Annotated in this window: 13 protein-coding genes and 1 riboswitch; of the genes, 7 read left to right on the top strand and 6 right to left on the bottom strand. The window is 27.6% G+C overall.

Annotated features, from left to right (window positions below):
* The first annotated feature begins 31 nt into the window (after positions 1–31).
* Positions 32–508, top strand: a complete 477-nt coding sequence (gene ybaK / locus ACWPW7_RS20755; protein WP_454055084.1) for a Cys-tRNA(Pro) deacylase — start codon at positions 32–34, stop codon at positions 506–508.
* A gap of 508 nt (positions 509–1,016) precedes the next feature.
* Here the strand turns inward: ybaK and ACWPW7_RS20750 are convergent.
* Positions 1,017–1,790, bottom strand: a complete 774-nt coding sequence (locus tag ACWPW7_RS20750) for a hypothetical protein (RefSeq protein WP_454055083.1) — start codon at positions 1,788–1,790, stop codon at positions 1,017–1,019.
* A 902-nt stretch (positions 1,791–2,692) separates the two neighbouring features.
* On the opposite strand from ACWPW7_RS20750, the gene ACWPW7_RS20745 reads away from it, so the two are divergent.
* From ACWPW7_RS20745 to ACWPW7_RS20735, 3 genes are all read left to right on the top strand, one after another.
* Entirely contained in the window at positions 2,693–4,450 is a 1,758-nt protein-coding gene (locus ACWPW7_RS20745) for a helicase-related protein (RefSeq protein ID WP_454055082.1), read from the top strand.
* 470 nt (positions 4,451–4,920) lie between these two features.
* Positions 4,921–5,481 (top strand): GNAT family N-acetyltransferase, encoded by a 561-nt coding sequence (locus ACWPW7_RS20740; protein WP_454055081.1) that lies wholly within the window; start codon positions 4,921–4,923, stop codon positions 5,479–5,481.
* Between the two features lie 603 nt (positions 5,482–6,084).
* On the top strand, positions 6,085–6,705 hold the full coding sequence (locus tag ACWPW7_RS20735) for a CD3073 family putative ECF transporter S component (RefSeq protein WP_454055080.1): 621 nt from the start codon (positions 6,085–6,087) through the stop codon (positions 6,703–6,705).
* Positions 6,706–6,709: 4 nt separating this feature from the next.
* Here ACWPW7_RS20735 and ACWPW7_RS20730 read toward each other — a convergent pair whose 3' ends face one another.
* From ACWPW7_RS20730 to ACWPW7_RS20710, 5 genes are all read right to left on the bottom strand, one after another.
* Positions 6,710–7,513 carry an N-acetylmuramoyl-L-alanine amidase gene (locus ACWPW7_RS20730; RefSeq protein ID WP_454055079.1) on the bottom strand — a complete coding sequence of 268 codons (804 nt, stop codon included), beginning with the start codon at positions 7,511–7,513 and terminating at the stop codon, positions 6,710–6,712.
* Positions 7,514–7,716: 203 nt separating this feature from the next.
* Complete coding sequence (locus tag ACWPW7_RS20725) at positions 7,717–7,950, bottom strand: BhlA/UviB family holin-like peptide (protein WP_039630791.1); 234 nt, start codon at positions 7,948–7,950, stop codon at positions 7,717–7,719.
* A gap of 282 nt (positions 7,951–8,232) precedes the next feature.
* Positions 8,233–8,418, bottom strand: a complete 186-nt coding sequence (locus ACWPW7_RS20720; protein WP_454055078.1) for a hypothetical protein — start codon at positions 8,416–8,418, stop codon at positions 8,233–8,235.
* A 354-nt stretch (positions 8,419–8,772) separates the two neighbouring features.
* Complete coding sequence (locus ACWPW7_RS20715; RefSeq protein WP_454055077.1) at positions 8,773–9,126, bottom strand: YxeA family protein; 354 nt, start codon at positions 9,124–9,126, stop codon at positions 8,773–8,775.
* Between the two features lie 151 nt (positions 9,127–9,277).
* A complete protein-coding gene (locus ACWPW7_RS20710; protein ID WP_454055076.1) occupies positions 9,278–9,631 on the bottom strand; it encodes a YxeA family protein in 354 nt (117 codons plus the stop codon).
* Positions 9,632–10,085: 454 nt separating this feature from the next.
* Positions 10,086–10,189: riboswitch (purine riboswitch) on the top strand.
* A 38-nt stretch (positions 10,190–10,227) separates the two neighbouring features.
* On the opposite strand from ACWPW7_RS20710, the gene ACWPW7_RS20705 reads away from it, so the two are divergent.
* The 3 genes from ACWPW7_RS20705 to ACWPW7_RS20695 all read left to right on the top strand — a co-directional run bounded on the left by ACWPW7_RS20705 (position 10,228) and on the right by ACWPW7_RS20695 (position 15,453).
* Positions 10,228–11,631, top strand: coding sequence for an NAD(P)/FAD-dependent oxidoreductase (locus ACWPW7_RS20705; RefSeq protein ID WP_454055075.1), 1,404 nt, complete (start codon positions 10,228–10,230; stop codon positions 11,629–11,631).
* Positions 11,632–11,921: 290 nt separating this feature from the next.
* Positions 11,922–13,664, top strand: a complete 1,743-nt coding sequence (locus ACWPW7_RS20700) for an ABC transporter ATP-binding protein (RefSeq protein WP_454055074.1) — start codon at positions 11,922–11,924, stop codon at positions 13,662–13,664.
* Positions 13,654–15,453, top strand: a complete 1,800-nt coding sequence (locus tag ACWPW7_RS20695; RefSeq protein WP_454055073.1) for an ABC transporter ATP-binding protein — start codon at positions 13,654–13,656, stop codon at positions 15,451–15,453. Before ACWPW7_RS20700 ends, ACWPW7_RS20695 begins: the two co-directional genes overlap by 11 nt.
* The last annotated feature ends 60 nt before the right edge of the window (positions 15,454–15,513 follow it).

The raw sequence follows: 15,513 nt of genomic DNA, 5'->3' as shown, positions 1-15,513 counted from the left end.
GTAATATATATTTACGAAAAGAGGTTAAATTATGGCACAAGCGAAAACAAATGCAATGAGAATTTTAGATCAAAAAAATATAGAGTACGGAATTATAACCTATGACAATACTGATGGTAAGATAGATGGTATTTCTGTAGCAACAAAAATAAGTAAAGATGTATCTCTTGTATATAAAACATTAGTAACTCAAGGAAATAGTAAAGAAATCTATGTTTTTGTAATACCTGTTAAAGAAGAATTAGACTTAAAAAAAGCATCCAAATCAGCTGGAGAGAAAAAAGTTGAAATGATAGCTGTTAATGATATATTGAAATTAACTGGTTACATAAGAGGAGGATGTTCACCAATAGGAATGAAAAAAAGTTACAAAACATTTATAGACTCTACTGCTAAAGATATAGAAAAGATTGTTGTAAGCGGTGGAAAAATAGGAATGCAAATAGAAATATCTCCAGACAAACTTTTAAGTGTTATAAATGGAGAGTTCCAAGATATAATAAAATAAATCAAGAGGAAAGTTTTAACTAGCAATACAATTGCTAGTTTTTTTCACCTCTGGGGAACAGTAGTGCCCCTGAGGTGCAGCATAGTTTGGAACAACACTAATAAATTTAACTAATACTATGGAGAGACTGTAGGAATTAAGAATTAAGTATGAAAAATGAAGAATTAATTTCTTTAACTCATTTTTTTACTATCAATACAATTGCTAGCAACATTGTTCGCCAGTTCTTTTTTCATATCTAAGGATTTTATGGAGAACACTGTTCTCCACTACAGCTAATCAATTCTAAATTTCTCAGCTTCTGCTGAGAAATATCCATAAATTCTTCATTCTTAGCTATTAATCCTTAATTTACAAGTAAGGGACGATTCATTCTTTTTAATAATTTTCATTTTATAATTTTAATTTGTAATGAACCGTCCCCATATTTCAGATAGGCAACCTTATTTAAATTATTTTTTTAGTTTAATAAACAATAATTTAAAATTATTCTATAAAATTAACTCTATTAATTGAACAAGATGTTTAGAAGTCTATTTTGTTCATCTTCATCATTTTTACCTTCTGGCGATAAATGAAATAAAACTTCATTTTCTCTCCATAGCCCTCCAATATCTTTCAGCATATACTCTGCACATTCCTTAAGTAATATAAATTGTGTTTCTAAGGAACTTTCTGAATACAACCTTGAAATAATCTCAAATAGTATAGGCTCTTGATTCTGAATAAGTTTTAAATACAATTTTGGTTTTCCAATTTCCCAACCTTTAATATTAGCATAACAGGATAGAAACCAATCAACAGATGAATAAATAAAATATTTTGTATAAAGCTCATTATCATGAAGTCTATGTTCTAATTTATCAAGTATATGCTTAAAGGTAAATCTATATAGAGATATTTGTGAATCAGATAATTTATTTTTTGATGCCCATGTAGTTTGAATTTTCTTCAATAATTCCGATGTAATATTGTCTTTATCGTATAAAATATTGCAATTAAGATGAACAAGCAAAAACTCATTTAATGGGTTATCTAACATAAAATCTTCTTTAGATAAAATCATGCAGTCAGTTGGAATGCCATTAATATGGAAATGAACCCCTGTAAAATTAGTAGACACGGATTTGTCAAAAATTACAGTTAAATCATAATCTCCACCTACTGACATGTCTGTATAAGTTCTTCCCCCATATTCTACTATACCTATAATATTTTCATTTTTCTTCAAATGCTCAATAAAACTCTCAATATTATTAAATGAATTTTTATCAATTAGCAATTTATGCACCTTCCCTTCTCATCCCTTTTATACTCTTTGCTTTCTAATAGTTCACATTTACGTAGTCTTATTAATACAAACTATTTATTAATTTCCATATTATATAAATTATTTTAATGAATATACTATAAATAAGCAAATTTCGTAGCATTACTTACTGATAAAATTAGTTAGACTTTATCTGGACAATTTTAAAGGCTCTTATACAATTAGTAATGAACCGTCCCTATATCTACAGCAATTAAGAATTAAGTATGAAGAATGAAGAATTAAGGTGGAAATTAATTCTTTACGAATTAATTTCTTTAATAGATTTTAAACTAGCAATATAATTGCTAACAACATTGTAGGGGCGAACAGTGTTCGCCGGTTCTTTTTTCACATCTAGTGTAACTTCAAAAATAAATCAATTCTAAATTTCTCAGCTTCTGCTGAGAAATATCCACAATTGTGAATTTAGTTCACCTCTGGGGAACAGTAGTGAAGCCCTTTAGGGTTCCCCTGAGGTGCAGTATAGTTAGGAACAAGAATTAGTGAATTTAACTAATACTATGGAGAGACTATAGGAATTAAGAATTAAGCATGAAGAATGAAGAATTATGGTTGAGATTAGCATTGATTAAACTAATTTTTTTAATAATTTTTTTACTAGTATTTTTATTTTAGATGATTATGTCACTCAAAAAATAAATCAATTCTAAATTTCTCAGTTTCTGCAGAGAAATATCCACAATTGTGAATTTTGCATTATGAATCGAAAAAATTGTGAACTAAAATAATTTAAAAACATCGCTATATAAACATATAGACTAAATTCTAAAGGAACATATTTGTACATGGATTTATCTTAATAAGAGCAAACTACAATAGAATCCAATAAAAGGGCGGTGTAGTTAGAACTTATGAAAAATAAAGCAGCAGAAAGAAATTTTAAGAAGATAAAAAGTGAGTTTAATCATATTGAGAATATAGTAAAGCATAGTAAATCTCATAATCTGTGGGAACATGAAGCAGCTATAAGAAAAAAACTTAGAATGTTAAAGGAATATAAGGAATTAGATGTTAAAGAATATAAAACAATTTATAATAAATATCTAGAATTATTAAATTATGCTTCGCAAAAGCTTTTACAGGATTATAATTATAAAAATAATACAGATTTTAATTTTAAAGATATAGTAAAAGAGAAAGAAAGTTCATACCTTAAATCAGGGATTATGGGACTTCTTATTACAGAGCATATTCCTAAAATAGTGGCTAAGGAATTTGAGGAGGTTTTCCCTTTAAACCCTAAGGATGAATATAAGGAAGTAAGGAAGCTTAAAAGAAAGTTTTATCTTCATCTTGGTGAAACAAATACAGGAAAAACCTACAACTCAATACAACGGCTTAAAAAGTCTTCAAAGGGTATTTATCTTTCTCCACTGAGAATACTTGCTTTAGAAAATTATGAAAGGCTCAACAAAGAGGGGATTAAATGTAATTTAATAACCGGTGAAGAAGAAATTATAATTGAAGGAGCGGAACATATTTCTTGTACTATAGAGAAATTAAATATAAATGAAGAATACGAAATAGCTATAATAGATGAAATTCAAATGATAAATGATGATCAGAGGGGAGCTTCATGGACTAGAGCATTATTAGCATTAAACTGTAAGGAAATACATATTTGTGGTGCCATAAATTCAAAAGAGTTATTAATAGATATATTAGAGGACTGTGGAGAAGAGTATGAAATAAAGGAGTATAAAAGAAATATACCTCTTATCATGGAGTATAAACAATTTTCTTATAAAGATGTCAAACCGGGAGATGCTCTAGTGGTATTTTCTAAAAAAAGAGTTTTAGAATTAGGAAGCTTTTATTCAACCTTAGGAATAAAGTCAAGCATGATATATGGAGATTTACCGCCAGAAGTTAGAAGGAAACAGTATGAACAATTTATAAAAGGTGAAAGCAGTATGCTAGTATCTACCGATGCTATTGGTATGGGAGTAAACTTACCTATAAGAAGAATAGTGTTTATGGAAATTAAAAAGTTTGATGGAAATGAAGTAAGATATTTAAACTCTCAAGAAGTAAAACAAATTGCAGGAAGAGCTGGAAGAAAGGGAATTTATAATGAAGGATTCGTGGCTTCTTATGGTAATACGCAAAAGTTTATTAGTGATAATTTAGAGATAAAAGATGAGCTTATAGAATCAGCAGTTTTAAGACCAAGTGAAGAAATTTTAAAAATTAAAACTTTGCCTTTAAGAGAGAAATTAGCACTATGGAGTACTATGGAAGAAGATATACCTTATTATAGAAAGATGGATATAGGAGAATATTTAATTGTTTTAGATAGCATTAAAAATTATAAATTAGATGAAGTAATTCAATGGAAACTTTTAAAAATACCTTTTGATGTGAGCAATAAAAATATTATGAATTGTTTTCTTTATTATATGGATGAAATATTCATTTCTAAGAGTAAAAAAATTACAAAGCCTACATATAAATTTAAAGATTTGTATCAGCTAGAAGATTATTATCAAAAAATAAATTTATATTATTCATTTTCTAAGGCTTTTAAATTAAACTTTGATGAAGAATGGGTTTATGATGAAAGAATTAAGGTTAGTGAAGATATAAACCATATATTAGTAAGAATATAGTTTTACCATATAATGCACAATTAAGGAGGAAATTAATTCTTTAAGAATTAATTTCTTTAATGATTTTTTTACTAGCAATACAATTGCTAGTTTTTTTATAAGAATTTACTATGTAACTTCAAAAATAAATCAATTCAAAACTTCTCCTATAAAAAAGAGGTATCAATAATTGTACATTGTATAAGTAAGGGAGGGTTCATTCTTTGATTCTATAATTTGTAATGAACCGTCCCTATATTTTAATCAATGAATAATTGAGAAAGGACAATTGACAATTAATATTGAAATTACTTTTAATCAAGTTAATTTTTTAAACAGATTTTTTATTATCAATACAATTACTAGTTTTTTATACGAAGTTATTGTGTAACTTCAAAGAGAAATCAATTTAAAACTTCTCTTATAAAAGAGAAGTAACGATAATTGTCCATTGTCAATAGTCAATTATCAATTGTTTAAGGGGGATATTTATGAGTATAAATTTATCAAATTATATTTTAAAGGAAATACAATTAAAAAATGGTCAGCAATTAGTATTAAGAAGACCTGTGATAGAGGATGCTAAAAGAATGATTGAATATATTAATATTGCTGGTGGAGAAAGCGATAATCTATTATTTGGTAAGGATGAATTTCATCTTACTGTTGAGCAGGAAAGAGAACATATTAAAAGGATGAATAATGATTCCAATTCACTTATGATGTTAGGAATTATAAATGATAATATTGTTAGCCTTGCAGAAATTACTAGTTCTAACAGGAAAAGAATAGCTCATAATAGTGAAGTTTCTATTTCTGTTAAAAAAGATTATTGGAGAAATGGAATTGGCAGTGCTGTAATGGAAGAAATAATAAGGTTTGCAAAGGAAGGTGGAAGGATAAAAAATATAAGTCTTGGCGTTAGGGCAAGCAATATTAACGCAATTAAGATGTATGAGAAACTTGGATTTGTAAAAGTTGGGCTTCATAAAAATTACTTCAATATAAATGGTAACTTTGATGATGAAATATTAATGGATTTATATATTTAATTACTAAAATGACTTTTTTACTAGCAATTTCATTGCTAGTTTTCCACTATGGAGAATTTGCTCAATGAACAATTCACAATTAAATTGGCAATTAATTCTTTACGAAATAATTTCTTTAAATAGATTTTTGCAGAGGCGAACATTGTTGGTCATTTTTATATATTTAATATGATTAAATTTTTGCACTTGATTGTATAAATATGATTTGCCATAATAATATATTTATCAATTTTAGTATTAGGATAATATTTTGAAATATTATTTATTGAAAATCAACTATATTTTTAATATATGATGATAGAAATCGATTTGGGTTTTCTGGAGAACACTGTTCTCCCCTACAGTTAATCAATTATAAATTTCTCAGCTTATACTGAGAAATATCCATAATTGTGAATTGTGCATTATGAATTAAGTTAAGTTTTCCATTGTATAAATAGTATTTTCTTTTGAAATAGATAAGATATTATTGATTATTATTTCCAATTGTACTTTATATTTCAGAGTATATATAATTGATTTGTAATTATGTATATTTACATTTTTGTTTTATTTAGTATTAGTATAGATTAGTAAATCTATATTTTAATTGGGGGGATAAAATTGAAACAAAGTAAGTCATTTATTTTAGCTATAAGTGCATTATCTGTAGCTATAAATATTGTTTTAGGAACTTTAGTACAGTTTTTAAAAATTCCACTAGTATTTTTAGATACTATGGGAACTATATTAAGTGCAATATTATTTGGCCCATTTTATGGTTTTATGGTAGGGGCAGTTTCCAATATACTAAGTCCAATACTTTCAGGAAATCCAAAAGATATTCCATTTTTTATTGTTAATGCTATGGTTGGATTAATTGTAGGACTAATTGCTAAGAAATTTAAATTTAATATAAAAACAGCAGTTATAACTGGAATAATTTTATCAATTGCATGTCCTTTAGTTGGAACACCAATAGTTGTCTATGTTTATGGGGGTGTCACAGGATCAGTTAATGATATATTCTTTACAATACTTAAAAGCTCTGGAACTAAAATTTTTTCATCAGCATTCATACCAAGAGTTGGAGGTAATATAGTTGATAAAATCCTTTCTTGCGTATTGGTTTCATGGGCTTTAACGAATAAGTACAATTTACAAAAAAAAATCAGAAATTATTTAAGTTTAAATCATTTTTTATATAAAAAATGGCTGTTGATTTTTCAACAGCCACTTCATTAAATTTCTAAAGTTCATATATAGCTATAAAACAATCGAAACCTTTGGCTTTTAATTGTTGAACTCTGCTTTCAGCATTAGCTCTAGCAGTATATGAACCGGCAATAACTCTATAATATCCATTATTATAATCTATAAATACGTCACTTATACTAGCAGATTTTAATTCTTGAACTCTTCTATCAGCATTAGCTTTTTCATTATATGAACCAACTACAACTCTATAGTAAGTGGTTGTCCCACCACCAGTCGACCCTCCAGAAGGTTCTTTTCCAGTCAATCCCTTAACAATAGCTCTTGCAAGTTTATCTGATCCTGCATTTTTGTATGCGTTGCAATCTTTAGAAGTTGATACAAAGAAAGGTTCAATAATTATTGCAATCATACTAGTTGCAGATAATTCATATAAACCAGTAGAAGCTTTAGCTCCACGATTTGAAAGTGATAATCTAGAAGCAATTTCTCTACTTACATTAGCTGCATAGTTTTGTGCTGTTGATGAGCCAGTATAATACCAAACTTCACTTCCAGTAGCAACATCAGTAGTATAGGCGTTAACGTGACAGCTAACAAATAAATCTGCGCCCCAGCTATTAGCTTCACTAGCACCTGCACTAAGTGCTGAACTAGCACTTGAATATTTTCTTTCAGCAGGATTAAAGACCTTTACTGTATGCCCCATATCCTGTAGATATTTAACAACTTTAGGTGCATATTCTCTTATTACTGTATATTCGTTTAAATAACCGACTGCTGAAGTATTGCTACCATTTGTTAAAATTTCATGGCCAAATCTTACGAAAATTTTCATTTTAATAAAACTCCCCCTCACATATTTTATTTTTTAGTAGATTAACTAAATACAATTAATAAGAATGAAATTTTCGCAAAAGTGTAAACATTTATTATAAAGATTATTTTAAACTAAATAAAAATAATATATGAAAAGATATTAAGTCTAGAAGAGTCTTTATGTTATTAGACTGTTCTAGTTAAAAATAATATATTCTAATATTATTCCTTTTTAGTAATAATATAAGATTTTATATCTTCTATATCTTTTTTTACATCTTCAATTAATTTTAATTTGTCTGTAAGACTAGAGATTATTTCTTGATATTTAGACTCTCTTTCTTCTTGTTTTAAATCTCTTTTTTCTTGCATTTTTAGTATATAAAAGATAAGTGCCACACTTAAAAGTGCCCATATACCATGAGAAGAAGCTAATTCTATTAATTTACCTTCCATATTTTACTCCTTATCTAATTAATATTTTTTTAAAGTTAGTAAAGCTATATTTTATAGGGTTCCACAATAAAAATTTAACTTATACATAATTTTAATTTCTATAATAAAAAATCTTTTTTTGAATGAAAAATTAAGAATGAAAGATGAAGAATTATGGTTAAAACTTCACGGTTAAGACCTTTGAAGTTTTTTGAGAATAAATTTTATTTTAAGAAATTCACCAAGGGTGAATTTCATCATAAATTTTTCATTCTTCATTATTAATCCTTAATTTCTAAGGACTTAAGCTGTTTTTATAGAAAATTTATTTTCCAAAGTATAGATTAAGTTTTTGTATTGTACCCCTATAGTTCTATTTATAGCTTGTCTACATATATTCAAATCTTCAGCAATTTCAATATATCTATAGTTCTTAATAAACTTTAATGCTAAAATCTTCACTTGCAGTTCTGTAACATGTTTTAGCATATCCTTTATCCAAATAATATCTCCTTCATCATAGTATCTACAATCAGTATATAGATTTAAATTTAATTTTGTGTTTTTATAAGATAAAATTTTTTGTTTTTTGATAAACAAATATATTTATTTTTTATGCACTATTAATGTAAGGCACTATATATCCATTTTAAAGATCATTACGTATATTATGTAAATGAAGCTTATATAACATTTTAATAAATTACACTGACAAATCTTACTGAGTATTCTCATATATTGGAAGCCTATTATATTTTTTAATTGAAGCATTAACTTCTAGTTTAAATATAAAAAAATAAGTGATAAAGATTAATCTTTATCACTTATTTTTTATTAATATAATTATTTAATGTCTAATTTTTCAGCAGTTGCTTTAGGAATGTCTTCTTTTTGTACTTCTTCATATGAAAGTGCTTCATCTTTCTTAAAAGTTACCTTTAAGAAAGCACCTTCACGAAGTTGTTTCATTCCTAAAAATTTAACAGATTTTTCATTACCATCTTTATCATATCCAGTTAATTCATATCCTCTAGATGAAGTTTCTTTACCTTTGTCATCTTTTTGTGGAGTTCCTTCTCCTTGAACTATTACATAATAATCTACTTTCTTTACAAAGGGATTATACTTTGAATCACATCCTGTTAAGATTGCTGGTATCATCAATACAACCATTAAAATTGGAATTAATTTTTTCATCTTATGCCTCCTAAATTTTTTATAAAGTTACTATTTTAAAATAACATTTGTTTATGTAATAAACTAATATAAAATTATATTTACACCAGTTTTATAAGAAGTTAACCTAAAAATTATATAAATTTAAAGCTTATTATATTAAGGATAATAGCTATTTTATTTTCATTTTTTCTATAGCTTCTTTAGGAACATCTTCTTTTTGAACTTCTTCATATGTTTTTACTGATTCACCTTTTAAAGTAAGTTTTAAGAAAGCGCCTTCACGAAGTTGATTTATACCTGTGAAAGTAATAATTTTTTCTTTACCTTCTTTGTCATATGCAGGTAATTTATATTCTCTACTTTCCATAACCTCACCTTTATCATCTTTTTGTGGAGTTCCTTCTCCTTCAATTACTACATAGTAATAAGTTTTACTTGCAAAAGGATTATATCTATCACTACAGCCAGTCAATACCATAGGAACTATCAATATCACCATAAGAATTGGAATTAATTTTTTCATTTTAACACCTCCTGTTAATTGATGATATAAGTATAGCATACACAATATCTTATTAAATGACTCTAACCTTACAAAAGTGTAATTATTTCTTACATTTTTATAAGATTGAGTTTATCATTAATTCACAATTGTGGATATTTCTCAGCTATTGCTGAGAAACTTATAATTGATTTATTTTTGAAGTGATACGGTCAATTCTTATAAAGAAACTAGTTAAAGAAATTAGTTTGATTAAAACTAATTTCCACCTTAATTGCGGATTTTGAATTGTGCATTGTGAATTATATTAAGCTAGTACATTTATATAGATAAAAATGATTTAATCAAAATATTAAATATTCATAAGAATTTTTATCAAAAAACTTAATATAATAATATGTGAAAAAGAATAAAATCTATTGCTTTTTTATAAAAAATATATTAAACTTTCGTAATGTAGGGAACTTTTTATGAAAAAAACATAATAATGTTCACTTATATAAGTCTAGCGATATGGGCTAGATGTTTCTACCGAGCTACCGTAAATAGTTCTATACTATAAGTGCAAGAATTATTATTACGAATTCTACAGAAAATCTTTAAGGGAGATGATTATTTTGAAGTACGATGTAATAATAGTAGGAGCAGGTCCATCTGGAATTTTTGCAGCACTAGAATTAGTAAGGCAAAAAGCTAATAAAAAAATTTTAGTGATTGAAAAAGGAAGAAGCATTGATAAAAGGCATTGTCCTAAGGAAAAAACAAAGGAATGTGTTTCTTGTAAACCATATTGTCATATTACTACAGGATTTTCAGGAGCTGGCGCTTTTTCTGATGGAAAATTATCTTTAAGTTATGAAGTAGGAGGGGATTTGCCTACTCTTATAGGAACTGATAAGGCACAAGAATTTATTGATTATACTGATGGTATTTATCTTGAATTTGGTGCAGATACAAAGGTGGAAGGGATAGGAAATACTGAAGAAGTTAAAGAAATAAGAAGAAAAGCCATAGAAGGTGGGTTAAAGTTAGTTGACTGCCCAATAAGGCATTTGGGAACAGAAAAAGCACAGGAAATATATTTAAAGATACAAAATTTCTTGTTAGATTCAGGGGTAGAGATAAGGTTTGATACCTTAGTTAAAGATATAGTTGTTGAAAATGATGAAATTAAAGGCATAATTTTAACGGATTCAAAAAACAAAACCAATGAAGAAATGGTTTTAGGTAATAAAGTTATAATGGCAACAGGAAGAAAAGGTGCTGATTGGCTTAAGGATATGTGTATTAAGCATGGAGTTAAGCATTGTGCTGGAACTGTAGATATTGGAGTTCGTGTAGAGCTTAGAAATGAAGTTATGGAAAGTGTAAATAATGTACTTTATGAATCTAAGCTTATAGGATATCCAGCACCTTTTAACGATAAGGTTAGAACTTTTTGTCAAAATCCAGGAGGGTTTGTAAGTCAAGAAAACTATGATAATAATTTGGCTATAGTTAATGGCCATTCTTATAAAGATAAAAAATCGGAAAACACAAATTTAGCTATATTAAGCTCACATAACTTTGCAGAACCTTTTAATGAACCTATAGAATATGGTAAAAAGGTAGCTGAACTGGTTAATATGTTAGGTAATGGTAGAATATTAGTTCAAAGATATGGTGACATATTAGATGGAAAGCGAACTTGGGAACATGAGCTATACCAATCAAATGTTAAACATACCTTACCAGATGCAGAAGCAGGAGATTTAACTTCTGCAATGCCATATAGAACCATGACTAATATATTAAATTTTATTAAAGCTATGAATACTGTAGTGCCAGGATTTGCAAGTAGAGAGACATTATTATATGGACCAGAAATTAAGTTTTATAGTAATAAAATTAATATTGATGAAAATTTTGAAACTAATATAAAGGGTCTTTACTGCTTAGGAGATTCAAGTGGATGGACTAGAGGATTAATGATGGCTTCAGTTATGGGAGTATTGATGGGAAGAAATATTTGTGAAAAATAATAAAAGCGTGGCTAATGTCACGCTTTTATTATTTTAAAGAATTTTATAATTAAAAACTATTGAATAAGAATAAAAAATTTAGTTAAGTTGAGAAAGAATTATATTATATAAAATAAATACTATTTTTAAGTATTTTAATTGGAGTATTTTAATTCACGACTTAAAGCAATGAAAAATAATTTTAGTATATTTTAAAATTCATAGATAGCGAGTTATTTATGAATATATAAGAAAAATTAATCAAAGAATATAAATAATTTAAATTAACTGTGTAAGGAAAGGAGAAGAGTATGGCATATACAAAACGAATACTTAAATACTTAAAGCCATATAAATTTCTTGCTATTATTGGACCATTATTTATGGTATTAGAAGTAATTATGGATTTATACCAGCCTAAGATAATGCAAAATATCATAGACGTAGGAATAGCAAATAGTGATTTTAACTATGTAATAAGGTCGGGAATACTTATGGTAGTAGTTTCAATTATAGGTCTTATTGGTGGTGTACTTTGTATTAAATATTCTACAACAGCTGCAATAAATGCTTCTACTGACTTAAGAAAGGATTTATATGAAAAAATACAAGGGTTTTCAGGAGGAAATATTGATAAGTTTTCAAGTGGAAAATTAATAACTATATTAACTACTGATGTAAGTAATGTACAAATGGCTATAATGATGATGCTTAGGACTATGGTAAGATCTCCATTACTTTTTATTGGAAGTATAGTGATGGTATTTATAAATAGTTATCAGCTTTCACCGGTGCTTTTAGGAGTTATTCCTGCCTTAGTAATAGCATTAATTATCATAGGTAAAAAAGCCAGTATGCTTTTTAGAAAAGTACAGGAATCTTTAGATAAAGTTAATACAACTATGCAAGAAAATTTGTCGGGAGTTAGAGTTGTAAAAGCTTTTGTAAGAGAAGAGTATGAAATAAATAAATTTGGTAAGGTCAATGAAGATTTGACAAAGGTGAATACAGCTGCAGTCCAATCTATATCTATACTACTTCCTGTAATTATGCTAGTAGTGAATCTTGGTATAGTTGTTGCCTTATGGTTAGGTGCTATTAATGTAAATAAGGGAACTATTCAAGTTGGCCAAATTATAGCATTTTTAAATTATCTTCTTCAATTATTAATGGCATTAACAATGATAGCTATGATATTTATTCATATAGCAAGATCTGTACCTTCAGTAGAAAGGATTATGAATGTTTTAGATACTGAACTAGAAATTATGGATAGTGAAAATGCAAAAAAAATGGATAATTTTAATGGAGATGTTGAATTTAAAGACGTTTCTTTCAGTTACAATGATGATGGAGAAATGGTGTTAAAGCATATTAGCTTTAAGGCTAATCGAGGAGAAAAAATTGGTATTATAGGTTCAACAGGAAGTGGTAAATCTACTTTAGTTAAACTTATTCCTAGGCTATATGATGTAGACGAAGGAAAAATTTTAATTGACGGTATGGATATAAGAGATTTAACAATTTCTTCCCTTAGAAGTGCTATTGGTATGGCTACACAAAAGCCACTATTATTTTCTGGTACTATAGAAAGTAATATTAAATATGGTAAGGAAGATGCAGCACTAAAAGAAATGAGAAGGGCAGCAGAGTCAGCTTGTGCTATGGAATTTTTAAGTACTTTTGAGCAAGGATTTCAATATGAGTTAACTCAAATGGCAACTAATCTTTCAGGTGGGCAAAAGCAAAGATTAGCTATTACAAGGGCTTTAATAAGAAAGCCTAAAATACTTATTTTAGATGATTCAACTAGTGCTTTGGATGCTAGATCGGAAGGTATAATTCAAGAGGCACTAGATAAAGAATTTAATGATACAACTACATTTATAATTGCATTAAAAATTTCTTCAATTATTGATGCAGAAAGAATACTTGTATTAGATGAAGGAGAACTTGTAGGACAGGGAACTCATAATGAGTTATTAAAAAACTGTAATGTATATAAAGAAATATACCTTTCTCAAGGTGGAAAGGAGGTAGCATATGAAGAGTGATAATAGACGAGTTAATATGGCCAATAATTCAAGTGGATTTGATCAGGTGAAGAGGGCGAAGAATGCCAAAGGAACTCTAAAAAGAATTTGGGCATATCTAAATAAACAGAAAAAGGCACTAACATTGGTTATTTTATTAATTATAATAACATCAATTTTAGGGATTTTAGGATCATATTTGATAGGAGTTACTATTGATAATTACATAATTAATAAAAATTTAAATGGGACATTAAAAATGCTTGGAATTATGGCAGTAGTTTATATTTCAAACGCCCTATTGACCTGGCTTCAAACCTATATTATGGTTATAATTTCTCAAAAAACTATAAAAAATATAAGGGCAGATTTGTTTTCAAAATTTCAAACATTATCTTTAAGGTTCTTTGATAATCATCCGCATGGCGAACTAATGAGTCATGTAACCAATGATATAGATAATTTAAATAATGCTTTAACTCAAGGTGTAATTCAATTTTTAACAAGTGTTTTAACGGTTATAGGAGTAACTATTGCTATGCTTTCTTTAAATTGGATTATGGCAATAGTAGCATTTATTATAATACCAGTAATATTTCTTATTACTAGGAAGTTAAGTAAATTTACAAAAGATGCTTTTATAGAGAGGCAAGAAACACTAGGAGAATTAAATGGTTTTATAGAGGAGACAATAGGAGGTCAGGAAATAATAGCCTTATTTGGTCAAGAAGAGGAAGTCCTTGACAATTTTAACGTTAATAATGACAATCTTAAAGAAGCTTCCTTAAAAGCTGAAATATATTCTGGTATAATGAATCCTCTTATGAATTTTGTCAACAATTTAGATTTTGCTTTAGTTGTTGCAGTAGGTGGATTTTTAACTTTAAAGAACCTAGCTACCATAGGCGTTATTGCTACCTTTGTAAACTATTCAAGACAATTTTCAAGGCCACTTAATCAGCTAGCTACATTGTATAACACAATTCAGGCGGCTATAGCTGGTGGAGAAAGAGTATTTGAAATTATGGATGAAGTTCCAGATATAGCGGATAATAATGATGCTAAAGATATAGAGTCTTTAAAAGGAGAAGTAGTTTTTAATGATGTATCTTTTGGTTATAATGAAGAAAAAATGGTGTTGAAGAATATAAATCTCAATGCTAAACCAGGGGAAAGTATAGCGTTAGTAGGACCAACAGGTTCTGGAAAAACTACTGTAATAAATCTTTTAACACGTTTTTATGATATAAACAGTGGTGAAATAAAAATTGATGGTTTAGATATTAAAAATTACACTATTGATTCTTTACGAGAAAATATAGGTGTAGTGCTTCAAGATAGTTTTCTCTTTTCAGGTACAATAAAGGATAATATAAAATATGGAAGATTAGAAGCTACTGATGAAGAGGTTATTAAAGCTGCTAAACTTGCTAATGCTCATTCTTTTATAGATTACTTACCAGATAAATATGATACAGTTGTTGCAGCTCAAGGAGAAAACCTAAGCCAAGGACAAAGACAGCTTATTTCCATTGCAAGAGCTATATTATCAAATCCAAATATACTAGTTCTTGATGAAGCTACTAGTAACATAGATACAAGAACAGAGCTTCAAATACAAGAAGGTTTAAACAATCTTATGAAAGGAAGAACTAGCTTTATAATAGCTCACAGATTAAAAACTATAGAAGAAGCAAGTAAAATAATAGTAATTAAAAGTGGTGAAATAATAGAACGTGGAAATCATAAAAGTTTAATAGAATCTAAAGGATTTTATTATGAATTATATACTTCACAATTTAAAATATAGAAATTAAGATATATTCAAAAATAACTAGTCAATATAATTCTGTATTTTTACCATACTATT

The organism is Clostridium sp. Marseille-Q7071 (assembly GCF_965112025.1).
This window is presented reverse-complemented; position numbering and strand designations above follow the sequence as displayed.